Here is a 12,545-nt window from a genome sequence, read left to right as displayed (position 1 = left end):
ATCTCCGCCGCGCATCGGCTCGGAAATGACTAAGCGGCGTGATCGACCTTGAGCACGCCGCGGCGGATCTGGTCTTCCTCGATCGATTCGAACAGTGCCTTGAAGTTGCCCTCGCCGAAGCCATCGTCGCCCTTGCGCTGGATGAATTCGAAGAAGATCGGCCCGATCGCATTCGCAGAGAAGATCTGCAGCAGCACCTTGGTCTGGCTGCCCTCGACCACACCCTCGCCGTCGACCAGGATGCCGTTGCTCTGCAGCCGCACGACGTCCTCGCCATGCTTGGGCAGACGGGCGTCGATCCGCTCGAAATAGGTGTCGGGCGGGGAGGGCATGAACGGCAGGCCGTCCGCGCGCAATCTCTCGACCGTCGCATGGATATCGCGCGCACCGCAGGCGATGTGCTGGATGCCCTCGCCGTGATAGATGTTGAGATACTCCTCGATCTGCCCGGAATCGCCGGCGTCCTCGTTGATCGGGATCCGGATCTTGCCGTCCGGGCTGGTCAACGCGCGCGAGAACAGGCCCGACGCGCGGCCTTCGATGTCGAAGAAGCGGATCTGGCGGAAGTTGAACAGCTTTGCATAGAAGCCGGTCCAGACATCCATGCGGCCGCGATGGACGTTGTGGGTGAGGTGATCGATGTAATACAGGCCGGAACCCGCAGGGCGCGGGTTGGCGGCGCCTAACCATTCGAACTCGGCATCATAGGCCGAACCCTTGGCGCCATAGCGGTCGACGAAATACAGCAGGCTACCGCCGATGCCCTTGATCGCGGGCACATCGAGCGTCTTCTCGGCAGACGACACATCCGCCGACTCCGCGCCGAGCGCGATCGCGCGCTCATAGGCCTGCCTGGCATCGACCACGCGAAACGCCATCGACGGCGCGCAGGGGCCGTGCGCGGCGACGAAGTTGAAGCCGTGACTATCAGGCTCCTCGTTGACGAGATAGTTGATGTCGCCCTGGCGATAGACCGTGATCGCCTTGGTCTTGTGCCGGGCGACCGCGACAAAACCCATCAGCTTGAACAGCGCGTGCAGCTCGGCCGGATTGGGGTGGGCGTATTCGACGAACTCGAAGCCGTCGGTGCCCATCGGATTGTCGGCGCTGATTTCGGCCGGCGGCGCATCGTGCGGAAACGGTCCCATGACGGTAACTCCCTGATTTGTCTGGAGATCAGTTTCCGTCACTCGCTGCGCAATGTGCGTGCGAAATGCCCATCGATTTGCTAGAATTGCGCATGATCTGTGCATGAAATGGACATTTGGCGCATGCCTGACGTCGACGCCTTCGACCTCAAAATGCTCGCCGCGCTGCAGGACGACGGCCGGCTCACCAACCAGCAGCTGGCCGATCTGGTCGGCCTGTCGGCCTCGCAATGCTCGCGGCGGCGGATGCGGCTGGAGGAGGAGAAGGTGATCGCGGGCTACCACGCCGACCTCGCCGGCGAGGCACTCGGCTTCGGCCTGATCGCCTTCATCCACATCACGCTCGCGACCCACTCGCCCGACAACGCCAAGCGGTTTCGCGAGCTGGTCAACCGGGTCGACGACATCCAGGAGGCCTACGCGCTGACCGGGGATGCCGACTACGTGCTCAAGGTGATGCTGCGCGACCTCAAAAGCCTGTCCGACATCGTCAACAACGTGCTGATGCCGCACCAGAGCGTGGCGCATGTGCGGTCATCGATCGTGCTCGACCGCCTGAAGGAGAGCACCAAGCTGCCGCTGAAATCGCTACCGACCTGATCCGGCGCGAAACGAGGGAAATACGTCATTCGCTTTCCCGGTCCGATTTGCGATCATTCCTTCCAACACCCGGCTAGAGAGACGAACATGGCGCTGCAGCTGCGACCGAACTGCGAATATTGCGACAAGGACCTGCCGCCGAGCGCGCTCGACGCGCGGATCTGTTCCTACGAATGCACGTTCTGTGCGGATTGCGCCGAGACCAAGCTCGGCAATGTCTGCCCGAACTGCGGCGGCGGCTTCGCCCCGCGGCCGATCCGTCCCGCCAAGCCATGGCGAGCGGGCGTCTGCACCGTGAACCAGCCGCCGTCGGACAAGCGGGTGCATCTGAAATACAGTCTCGATGACTGTGCGGCGCATACCGCGCGGCTACGGGATATCAGGCCCGAGGAGCGATGACTTCCTCTCGTCTTTGCGAACGAAACGAAGCAATCCATGGTCCCGCGCAAGCGGTGCGATGGATGCTTCGTCGCCTTGCTCCTCGCAATGACGGAGTGACGGCTCACTCCGCCGCGACGATCGTGCCTTCGACCTCGCCGAACCCGACGCGATAGCCGTCACCCTGGCACCAGCCGCGCATCACCAGCGAATCGCCGTTTTCGAGAAACGAGCGCGTCACGCCGCTCGCCAACTCGACCGGCTCGGTGCCGTTCCAGCTGATTTCGAGCAAGCTGCCGCGCTGGTGCTTTTCGGGACCGGAGATCGTGCCGCTGCCGAGGAGATCGCCGACATTCATCGCGCAGCCGGATGAGGCGTGGTGCACGAGCTGCTGCACCGACGACCAGTACATGTATTTGAAATTGGTGCTGCAGATCGTCTTCGCCTCGTTCATCGCACCGGCACGTAAGCCGACGTCGAGCTGCAGGTCGTAATTGTTCGGCTGGGCCTGCTTGAGATAGGCCAGTGGCTCCGGCTCCTGCTTCGGGCCCTGCATCCGGAACGGCTCCAGCGCCTCGCGCGTCACCACCCACGGCGAGATCGAGGTTGCGAACGCCTTGGCCTGGAACGGGCCGAGCGGCACATATTCCCATTGCTGGATGTCGCGCGCGCTCCAGTCGTTGAGGATGACGAAGCCGAAGATCATCTCCTCGGCCTGCTGCTCGGTCAGCATCTCGCCCATCGCAGATGCCTGTCCGACGACGACCCCCATCTCCAGCTCGAAGTCGAGCCGTTTACACGGGCCGAAGCTTGGCACCTCTGCAGTCGGCGGCTTCAGCTGCCCGCGCGGACGCCGCACCTTGGTGCCGCCAACCACGACCGTCGAGGCGCGGCCGTTGTAGCCGATCGGCATGTGCAGCCAGTTCGGCTGCAACGCATTGTCCTTGCCGCGGAACATGACGCCGACATTGGTGGCGTGCTCCTTCGACGAGTAGAAATCGGTGTAGCCCGCGACGGCAAACGGCATGTGCAGCCTGACATCAGCCATCGGCACCAGTGCCCGCGCGCGCAACTCCTTGTTGTCGCGCAGCTCAGGATGGTCGGAGCGCAACAGCTCGCTGATCCGCGCTCGCGTCGCGGTCCACACCTTCGGCCCGAGCGCCATGAAGGCGTTCAGCGACGGCTGCGAGAATACGCCGAGCGGCCCGACATCGAGCCGCGAGTCCTGCTCGAGCTCCCAGAGGTCGAGCACATAGTCGCCGATCGCAACACCGACGCGCGGCGCAAGACCGTCCTTCGAGGAGAACACGCCATAGGGCAGGTTCTGGATCGGGAAATCGGAGGTGGATGCGACGTCGATGAAGGAGCGGAGTTTGGGGTCGTTGGGGTGGGGCACGGTGCGTCTCCAGTGACTAACTCGTCATCACCGGGCTTGCCCCGGCGATCCATCGCTCTTTGAAAAGATGGATGGCCGGGTCAAGCCCGGCCATGACGACATGAATCTCTACGGCTTGTTCGGGTCGAACTTCTTCTCGAGGCCCTTCCAGCAATCAGAGTAATCGTCCTGAAGCGTCGACGACGTCGCGGCGTGCTGCGTCACCCGTTGCGGGTAGCGGGTCTCGAACATGAAGGCCATCGTGCCGGTCAGCTTCACCGGCTTCAGCTCGCTGTTGCTGGCGTGCTCGAAGGCTTCGCGGTCGGGGCCATGCGGCAGCATGCAATTGTGCAGGCTGATACCGCCCGGCACGAAACCTTGCGGCTTGGCGTCGTAGACGCCGTAGATCAGGCCCATGAATTCCGACATGATGTTCATGTGGTACCACGGCGGACGGAAGGTGTTGTCGGCCACCATCCAGCGCTCCGGGAAGATCACGAAGTCGATATTCGCGGTGCCGGCGGTCTCCGACGGCGAGGTCAGCACCGTGAAGATCGAGGGATCGGGATGATCGAAGGCGATCGCGCCGACCGGCGAGAAAGTGCGCAGATCGTATTTGTAGGGCGCGTAATTGCCGTGCCAGGCGACCACGTCGATCGGCGAATGCGGCAATGTGGTCTTGAACAGCGAGCCGCCCCATTTCACGTAGAGCTCGGTCGGCGTGTCCTTGTCCTCGTAGCTAGCTACCGGCGTCAGGAAGTCGCGCGAGTTGGCGAGACAGTTGGCGCCGATCGGGCCGCGCTCCGGCAGCGTGAAGGCGCCGCCGTAGTTCTCGCAGAGATAACCGCGCGCAGGTCCCGACGGAAGCTCGACGCGGAATTTCACGCCGCGCGGGATCACCACGATCTCGCCCGGCTCGGCATCGATGCGGCCGAACTCGGTGACGAAGCGCAGATTGCCCTGCTGCAGCACGAACATCATCTCGCCGTCGGCATTGTAGAAATGCTGATCGACCATCGACTTGGTGATGAGGTAGACGTGCGCCGCCATGCCGGCTTGTGTGTTGGCATCGCCCGCCGTGGTCATGGTCTGCACGCCCTGCAGGAAGGTCATGTCCTCCTTCGGAATCGGCGCCGGATCCCAGCGCAGTTGCGCGATCGGCATGTCGTATTCGTGGCAAGGCGCGGTGCGCCACAGTCCGGCATCGGCCTTGGCGAAGCGGCCGGAATGCCGCACCGACGGGCGGATGCGGTAGAGCCAGGAGCGCTCGTTGGTGCCGCGCGGCGCCGTAAACGGCGAGCCGGACAATTGCTCGGCATAAAGCCCATAGGCGCAGCGCTGCGGCGAGTTGCGCCCCATCGGCAGCGCGCCGGGCAAGGCCTCGGTCTCAAAGCTGTTGCCGAAGCCGGACATGTAGCCCGGCGTGACTTGCCCCGAGCTGCGCACGATCTGATCAGGCGAGGTATTGATGTTCATCACTATCCTCCTTGCAGGGCGGCCCACATTTCCTGGTCGCGCTTGTCGGTCCAGATCACGGGATCGTCGATCCCGGACGCCTCGTCATAGGCGCGCGAAACGTTGAACGGCAGGCAGTGCTCGTAGATCGCGAACTTCGAGAATTTCGGATCCATCACCTCGCGCGTCGCCGCCATCGATTCCTTCAGGCTGCGGCCCTTGGCGACCGACGATTCGGCAGCGCCGTAGAGCGTGGTGACGAAATCGCGTGTCATCGCGATTGCGTCGCGGCCGGTCTCGAGGCCCTTCAGCGCATCGCCGCGACCCGGCGCGATCGCCTTCGGATTGAAGGCGCGTATCTCGTTCAGGGTCATCGGCCATTCGCGCAGATGCGCATCGCCGCAATAGCAGGCCGAGTGATACTCGATCAGATCGCCGGAGAACATCACCTCGGCATCCGGCACCCAGGCGACGATGTCACCCGAAGTGTGGCCGGCGCCGAGCTGCATCAGCCGCACCTCGCGCTTGCCGAGATAGATCGACATCTCGCCTTCGAAGGTCAGCGTCGGCCAGGTCAGGCCGGGGATGCTCGCGGCATCCTGGAACAGCCGCGGGAAACGGCCGTATTCGGAATCCCAATCCTGCTGGCCGCGCTCCTCGATCAGCCGATAGGTCTCCTGCGAGGCGACGATGCCCTGCGCGTGATAGGCGGAAGCGCCGAGCACGCGCACCGCGTGATAGTGCGACAGCACGACATATTTGATCGGCTTATCGGTGACGGTCTTGACCCGCTCGATCACCTTGTTCGCCATCGCCGGCGTCGCCTGCGCGTCGAACACCAGGCAGCCGTCCTCGCCGACGATCACGGCGGTGTTGGGATCGCCCTCGGCGGTGAAGGCATAGAGATCGGTGCCGATCTCGGAGAAGGTGACCTTCTTCTCCGCGAGATCCGTGGTCGATGCGAAACCTTTGGCCATCAGTTCAATCCTGTCCGTTTGATCAGTCTATTGTTGTTGCTGCTGTTGTTGCTGGCTAGCGTCCAACGTCCGCCGCTTCGCCAGCGCGATCGCTTCGCGCAGCACGTCGAGATCGCCGATATGGTTGGCGAGCACCAAAACCAGCGCGGCGTCGAGATCGGCACTCTGCGCGTCGGTGAGGCCGCGATGCGCCTCGACGATGGCGCGAAAGGCGTCATCGGGCTTTGCGAAATTCGAACTGGTCGACAGCGCCATGACTGCTCCTCAGCTCAAACCGGCAGCGCGCGCCAGCGCCGCATCGAGCGCCGGCCGTGCGGCGTTGCGGAAGCGCGCCGCGACATAACCGTCCGGCCGCAACAGATAGGCGGTGCCGGGCTCGGCGTCGTAGCGCTTGCCAGCAAGGCCCTGCGTATCGACCAACCCGCCCTCGGCGCCGACCCGGATGGAGCCGACGCCCTCGGGCACATCGACCGCCGCGCCATTGCCAAACTCCAGCAGCGTGAAACGCGTTCCCTGCCTGATGAAAACCTCGGTCAGATAGCTGGAACCGCCGCCCTGCTCGGTCACCGGCGCATCCAGCATCGAAGCGCCCGGCCGCGGGCCACCGCGCCAGTTGTCACGATCGCCGCTCGACAGCGGCGTGTCGTAGACCGACGGCACCGACAGCCGCCCGCCATTGACCATGCGCTTGCCGAACTCCGTATCCTTGGCGAGCGACAGCACCGCCTGGCGCAGCCGCGCCTCCTGCTTCGTCACCGGCGCCATGAAATCGGTCGAACGGGTGGATTCGCGGATGTTCTCATCCGCCGCCGCGCTGCGCTCGATGTGGTAGCTCTCCAGCAATGCTTCCGGCGACAGCCGGCGCAGCACCCGGTCGAGCTTCCACGCCAGATTCTCGGCATCCTCGAGCCCGGAATTGGCGCCGCGCGCGCCGAACGGCGAGACCTGATGCGCGGAATCACCGGCGAAGATCACGCGGCCGTGGATGAACTTTGCCATCCGGCGGCACTGGAATTTGTAGAGCGAGATCCATTCGAACTCGAACTTGTCATGCCCGAGCATGCGCTCGATCCGCGGCCGGACATTCTCAGGCTGCTTCTCGGCTATCGGATCGGCATCCGGATTGAGTTGCAGATCGATCCGCCAGATGTCGTCCGGCTGCTTGTGCAGCAGCGCCGAGCGCCCGGCATGGAACGGCGGATCGAACCAGAACCAGCGCTCGGTCGGGAACGCCGCGGTCATCTTGACGTCGGCGATCAGGAACTGGTCCTCGAACACCTGGCCGGCGAACTCCGCGCCGACCATCTGCCGCAGCGACGAACGCGCGCCGTCGCAGGCGACGACGAAGGAGGCGTGCACCTGGTACGAGCCTTCAGGAGTCGCAATGGTCAGCGCGACGCCGTCGTTGCGGCTCTCCAGCGCGATCACCTTGTTGCGCCAGCGCAGGTCGATATCAGGCAGCTGCTCGACGCGGTCGACCAGATAGGCCTCGGCGTAGAACTGCTGCAAATTGATGAAGGCGGGCCGCTTGTGGCCTTCCTCAGGAAGCAGGTTGAACTGATAGAGCTGCGAGGCGCCGTGAAAGATCTTGCCGACGCTCCACACCACGCCCTTCTCGACCATGCGGTCGCCGACGCCGAGGCGATCCCAGAACTCCAGCGAGCGCTTCGAGAAGCAGATCGCGCGCGAGCCTTCGCCGATCCGGTCCGCATCGTCGAGCAGCACCACGCGCTGGCCGCGCTGGGCGAGATCGATCGCAAGCGACAATCCCACCGGCCCGGCACCCACCACGACGACCGGATGCTGCGCGACATTGGCGCCCGACCGTTCCTGGTCGGGGTGGCGGCGATAGCCGAACTGGGTTTTGGCCTGTGCCGTATTGGCTGATGCCATTGCGTGACCCTGGATGTTCCCTGGTGCGCCGGCCCTTGTCTGTGGCATGGGCTGCGGCTTGTGTGACTGGCTTGCGACAGGACCTTGCGGGCCGGCCGCGACCTTGCTAAATTAGTCTCACTTGCAACTATCTTAAACTCCCAGTCGGGCCCGCCGTCAACTCAAATTGGAGGAATTTTTGGCCAGGACCTCTGCAAGCCAGCCTCCAGCCCGGCCGCGCAGCGCCGTGGAAGCGGACGCGCGCGACGATGTCGCGCCGGCGAAGAAGCGCCTCGATCTCTTTCATTTCATGCCGTTCCGCCTGAACCGGCTGGCGGCCGAGGTGTCCTCGGCGCTGTCGAGCGAATATCAGGCGCGCTACGGCCTCGACATTCCGGAGTGGCGGGTGCTCGCGACGCTCGGCTTCCGCAGCGATCCCTGCAGCGCGCAATACATCGCGCATTGCACCCGCACCCATAAATCCACCATCAGCCGCGCGGTGTCGGCGCTAATGGAGCGCGAGATCGTCGAGCGCGTCGAGAACGCCGATGACCGCCGCGAATTCCGCCTGCGACTGACCAAGAAGGGCCAAGCCCTGTACGAGGAGCTGATCCCGCGCCTGCTACGCAAGGAGCAGGAGATATTGTCCTGCCTCTCCGCGCAGGAACGCCGCGACCTCGGACGCCTGCTCGGCAAGGTCGAGAGCAGCCTCGAGCTGGTGCAGACCAGCGAAGAGGCGGACGCGAAGGACGTGTATTAGACACGCACCGCGTTGGACACACACTCCGCTGTCGTCCTGGCGAAAGCCAAGACCCATACTCCGCGGCCGGAGTTGTGAACGGGATTCGTCGTTCCAGCGAAGCGCAACAATCAACATTTGTGGTTATGGGTTCTGGCCTTCGCCAGGACGACGCTGGGGGTTGGGTTCGCACGCGCCCCTATCCCCGTCATGCCCCGTCGATATGCCTGGCGATGACGGGGAAATAATTGTCCTTCGATCCCTTGTCGATTGCCTCCTGCAACACCGTGCCGATCAGCTCCGCGCCGCGGATCTTGATGCCGGCATCTGCCGCGAGCTCCAGCGCGTAGGACAGATCCTTCAGCGCATATTCGGTCGAGAAGGCGCGCTCCGGAAACACGCCGGGCACGATCGCCTTCATGCCGTGGTTGCGCAGCGCGAAGCTGTCGGCCGAGCCCTTCGACAGGGTGTCAAGCAACAGCTTCGGATCGACGCCATTGTGCTTCGCCACCGCGACGGCCTCAGCCAGCGCGTTCACAGTCTCGAACAGCACCATGTTGTTGAGGATTTTTGTCACCTGCCCCGCGCCGACCTCGCCGCAATTGGTGACGTCGGTGGCGAAGCAGCGAATCAACGGCTCGATCGCGGCATAGAGCGCAGGCACCGCACCGACCATCACGCTGAGCGTGCCGTCCTGCGCCGCCTGCCGGGTGCGCGCGATCGGCGCATCGGCCCAGGCCGCGCCCTTGGCCTGCAACTGCCCGGCGAAGTCGCGGGTCTGACTGACCGAGGACGTACCGAGATCGACCACCACCTGGCCGCTTCTCGCGTTCTTCAAGATGCCGTCGCCCTCGAACACCGCGCGCGCGTGTTTGGCGCTCGGCAGGCAGAGGAACAGCACATCGCTCTGCCTGATGACATCGGCAACCGACGCAGCGACCTCCGCACCGTCGGCGCGCAAGCGTTGCAGCGGTTCGGCCGAAAGGTCGAACACCACGACACGCTTGCCGCTCTTCTTGACCAGGTTGCGGCAAATCGGCTCACCCATCACGCCGAGGCCGATGAATCCGAGAGTCTTATAATCAGTCATATCGCTTCTTCTTGACGTTTCTTGAGGTGTTGCAGATGCGCCTCGCTCGATCGGCGAGGCTATTTCGCGAACGATCGTGACGGCGCGAGATGCAGCGCGAACGCATCGACCTTGTCGCTGGCGCGCGGATAGATCTCGCTGACGATCGGATCGTGACCGGGGATGAAGCGGTCGGGATGACCGGCGAGCCGTTCGACGGTCTCCCAGCCCTGCGCCATGTCGCCGACATTGTAGACGATCGGGAACGGGCTCTTCTTGTGCAGGTTGGCATAGTAGTGCGCGGCATCCGACGCCAGCACCACCGGGCCGCGCGCGGTCTCGATCCGCACCACTTGCAGACCGTCGGAATGGCCGCCGACGCGATGCACAGTGACGCCGGGTGCGATCTCGCCGTCGCCGGAATGGAAAGTGACACGCTCGCCATAGACGTGCCGGACCATCTGCGTGACGTGCTCAATGGAAAACGGATGGCGCAGCATGCCGTTGCACATGCAGCGGCCGGTCGCGTAGCTCATCTCGCGTTCCTGCAAATGGAATTTGGCGTTCGGGAAGCGATCCAGATTGCCGGCGTGGTCATAGTGCAGATGGGTGACGATCACATCGCGGATCGCATCGGCGCTGACGCCGAAGCCGGCCAGCGCATCGACCGGGTTGAGCGTCAGCTTGCGAGCGCGTGCCTTGGCCTCCTCGGCGTTGAAGCCGGTGTCGACCAGGATGTCACGGCCGTGGCCGCGGATCAGCCAGACGAAATAATCGAGATCCTGCGCCGTGGTGTCGTGCGGATCAGGGACCAGGAAGTTGAGGTGGGGCGTGCGCGGCGACATTGTCGCATAGCGCAGGGCGTAGATCTCGTAGGCGTTTCCCATCGGTTTCGCTCTTGTTTGCAGTCTTGTTGAATGGCTTGCCGTCCCGGACACAAAGCCATCGCCCTGCGCAAAGGTCAAACCGCGCGGAGTACGACGAGCGCATGACAGGGCGGCACAGAGCCTCTGTGAATGCAGTCACATTATCGGTTCACCGGAACCAGCACCATGCCGCGACGGCGATGGCCGCCATGATCGCAGACTGTTGCACTGCGGCCTCGCCGGCGTCACCGCGATAAACGACGCTGCCGCAAGCCGTTGACGGAGGTTTGGCCGTGGTTTGATAATGGATTTTCGTGAGGAGCGTTTTCGAGCGAAGTGGTTACCGGTTCGCGTGAAGAAAACGCGTCAAAACAAGAATCTAGAGCCCCCGTTCCGATTTCCATCGGAACGGAAAAGGCTCTAGAGTAAGGTTCCCGAGGCGCAGGCTGGAAGCGGCGCCATTCATTGGAATGCCGCGATCTGGATTTGCCGCGATTATGAAAATCCGCCTTGCCTTGCTCGCCACGCTGATTTTTTCAATCGCGTCGCCTCTCCCGTCCTTCGCCGCCGGCGACCGTTTCGCGTTGGTCATCGGTAACGCCAAATATCCCGATGCCGACGCGCCGCTGAAGGAGCCGGTCAACGACGCCCGGGACGTCGCCGATGAGCTGAAGCGCGACGGCTTCACCGTCGAGGTCGGCGAGAACTTGACCGGCGACGGTATGCGCCGCGCCTTCGACCGCCTCTATGGCAAGATCAAGCCGGGCTCGGTCGCGCTGGTCTTCTTCTCGGGCTACGGCATCCAGTCGAACCGGCAGAGCTACATGATCCCGATCGACGCGCAGATCTGGGCCGAGGCCGACGTTCGCCGCGACGGCTTCAGCCTCGAGACCGTGCTCGGCGAGATCAACAGCCGTGGCGCCGGGGTGAAGATCGCCCTGATCGACGCCTCCAGGCGCAACCCGTTCGAACGCCGTTTCCGCAGCTTCTCGGCGGGCCTCGCCCCGGTGATCGCGCCCAACGGCACGCTCGTCATGTACTCGGCGGCGCTGTCGTCGGTCGTCTCCGACAATGGCAGCGACCACAGCCTGTTCGTGCGGGAACTCCTGAAGGAAATCCGCACCCCCGATTTGATGGCGGAGGAAACGCTCAACCGCACCCGCGTCGGCGTGACCCGGGCCTCCCGGCAGGAACAGGTGCCGTGGATCTCGTCGTCGCTCGCCGAGGATTTCTCGTTTATTCCAGCCGGCGCAGCCATTCCAGGCGGCGCGCCGGGAACGTCGAATGCTGCGCCCGCGCCGGCCGCATCGCCATCAACCGAGGTGGCGACGGCGCCGCCAGTCGCGCCCCCGCCGGCACCGCCCGCGGCAACGCCGACGCCAGCACCGGCGCCTCCAGCGGCAACAGCACCGACACCGCCACCTGCACCGCCCAAATCTCCCGTCGCGACAGCACCGGCCTCGCCGCCGCCCGCGCCGAAGGGTCCCGAGATCGCGCTACCGCCACCCGCGCCTCCCCCGCCGGTCGTGATCCAGCCGACGCCGGCGCCGAGCAATTCGCCCGTGCTCGCCGACGATCCCACCATCAAGAGCCTGAGCGAGAAGCTGGACAAGAACCCCGACGATGGCGCCGCGCTGTATCGCCGCGGCCAGGTCTATGCCAGCAAGGGTGCTTACGACCTCGCGGTGAAGGACTTCACCAATTCGTTGCGGCTGAACCCGAAGGATGTCGAGGCCTATAACAACCGCTGCTGGGTCCGCACCGTGATCGGCGACCTGCAGGCGGCACTGAAGGACTGCAACGAGGCGCTGCGGCTGCGCCCGAATTTCGTCGATGCGCTCGACAGCCGTGGCCTGATGAACCTGAAGGGCGGGCAGAACAAGAACGCGATCGCCGATTTCGACGCCGCGCTGAAGATCAATCCGCGGCTGACCTCGTCGCTCTACGGGCGTGGCCTCGCCAAGAAGCGCAACGGCGCGGTCGCGGAAGGCGATCTCGACATCGCCAACGCCAAGGCGATGGACCCCAACATCGTCAAGGAGTTCGCCGAGTACGGCGTGCAGTGA

Annotated in this window: 12 protein-coding genes; 4 read left to right on the top strand and 8 right to left on the bottom strand. The window is 64.2% G+C overall.

The window, feature by feature from the left end:
- Window positions 1–29 precede the first annotated feature (29 nt).
- Complete coding sequence (hppD, locus tag JQ616_RS37845) at window positions 30–1,148, bottom strand: 4-hydroxyphenylpyruvate dioxygenase (RefSeq protein WP_212023277.1); 1,119 nt, start codon at window positions 1,146–1,148, stop codon at window positions 30–32.
- A 123-nt stretch (window positions 1,149–1,271) separates the two neighbouring features.
- Here hppD and JQ616_RS37840 point away from each other — a divergent pair, with 123 nt between their 5' ends.
- Complete coding sequence (locus tag JQ616_RS37840; RefSeq protein ID WP_212023276.1) at window positions 1,272–1,748, top strand: Lrp/AsnC family transcriptional regulator; 477 nt, start codon at window positions 1,272–1,274, stop codon at window positions 1,746–1,748.
- An 87-nt stretch (window positions 1,749–1,835) separates the two neighbouring features.
- Entirely contained in the window at window positions 1,836–2,147 is a 312-nt protein-coding gene (locus JQ616_RS37835) for a DUF1272 domain-containing protein (RefSeq protein WP_212023275.1), read from the top strand.
- A gap of 103 nt (window positions 2,148–2,250) precedes the next feature.
- Here the strand turns inward: JQ616_RS37835 and fahA are convergent, their stop codons facing one another.
- The 5 genes from fahA to JQ616_RS37810 all read right to left on the bottom strand — a co-directional run bounded on the left by fahA (window position 2,251) and on the right by JQ616_RS37810 (window position 7,826).
- Window positions 2,251–3,522: a fumarylacetoacetase gene (fahA, locus tag JQ616_RS37830; RefSeq protein ID WP_212023274.1), complete on the bottom strand. Its 1,272-nt coding sequence runs from the start codon at window positions 3,520–3,522 to the stop codon at window positions 2,251–2,253.
- Between the two features lie 108 nt (window positions 3,523–3,630).
- Window positions 3,631–4,977, bottom strand: a complete 1,347-nt coding sequence (gene hmgA / locus JQ616_RS37825; RefSeq protein ID WP_212023273.1) for a homogentisate 1,2-dioxygenase — start codon at window positions 4,975–4,977, stop codon at window positions 3,631–3,633.
- Window positions 4,978–4,979: 2 nt separating this feature from the next.
- Window positions 4,980–5,933 (bottom strand): MBL fold metallo-hydrolase, encoded by a 954-nt coding sequence (locus JQ616_RS37820; RefSeq protein WP_212023272.1) that lies wholly within the window; start codon window positions 5,931–5,933, stop codon window positions 4,980–4,982.
- Window positions 5,934–5,960: 27 nt separating this feature from the next.
- On the bottom strand, window positions 5,961–6,188 hold the full coding sequence (locus JQ616_RS37815) for a DUF2783 domain-containing protein (protein ID WP_050425419.1): 228 nt from the start codon (window positions 6,186–6,188) through the stop codon (window positions 5,961–5,963).
- A 9-nt stretch (window positions 6,189–6,197) separates the two neighbouring features.
- Window positions 6,198–7,826 carry an FAD-dependent oxidoreductase gene (locus tag JQ616_RS37810; protein WP_212023271.1) on the bottom strand — a complete coding sequence of 543 codons (1,629 nt, stop codon included), beginning with the start codon at window positions 7,824–7,826 and terminating at the stop codon, window positions 6,198–6,200.
- Window positions 7,827–8,004: 178 nt separating this feature from the next.
- On the opposite strand from JQ616_RS37810, the gene JQ616_RS37805 reads away from it, so the two are divergent.
- Complete coding sequence (locus JQ616_RS37805) at window positions 8,005–8,565, top strand: MarR family winged helix-turn-helix transcriptional regulator (RefSeq protein WP_433996041.1); 561 nt, start codon at window positions 8,005–8,007, stop codon at window positions 8,563–8,565.
- 187 nt (window positions 8,566–8,752) lie between these two features.
- On the opposite strand, the gene JQ616_RS37800 is transcribed toward JQ616_RS37805, so the two are convergent.
- Window positions 8,753–9,685, bottom strand: coding sequence for an NAD(P)-dependent oxidoreductase (locus tag JQ616_RS37800; protein ID WP_349630108.1), 933 nt, complete (start codon window positions 9,683–9,685; stop codon window positions 8,753–8,755).
- 8 nt (window positions 9,686–9,693) lie between these two features.
- Window positions 9,694–10,500, bottom strand: a complete 807-nt coding sequence (locus tag JQ616_RS37795; RefSeq protein WP_212023269.1) for an N-acyl homoserine lactonase family protein — start codon at window positions 10,498–10,500, stop codon at window positions 9,694–9,696.
- A 476-nt stretch (window positions 10,501–10,976) separates the two neighbouring features.
- Between JQ616_RS37795 and JQ616_RS37790 the strand changes: the two genes are divergently transcribed.
- Window positions 10,977–12,545, top strand: a complete 1,569-nt coding sequence (locus JQ616_RS37790) for a caspase family protein (protein ID WP_212023268.1) — start codon at window positions 10,977–10,979, stop codon at window positions 12,543–12,545.

The organism is Bradyrhizobium tropiciagri (assembly GCF_018130545.1).
Taxonomy (GTDB): Bacteria; Pseudomonadota; Alphaproteobacteria; order Rhizobiales; family Xanthobacteraceae; genus Bradyrhizobium; species Bradyrhizobium tropiciagri_A.
This window is presented reverse-complemented; position numbering and strand designations above follow the sequence as displayed.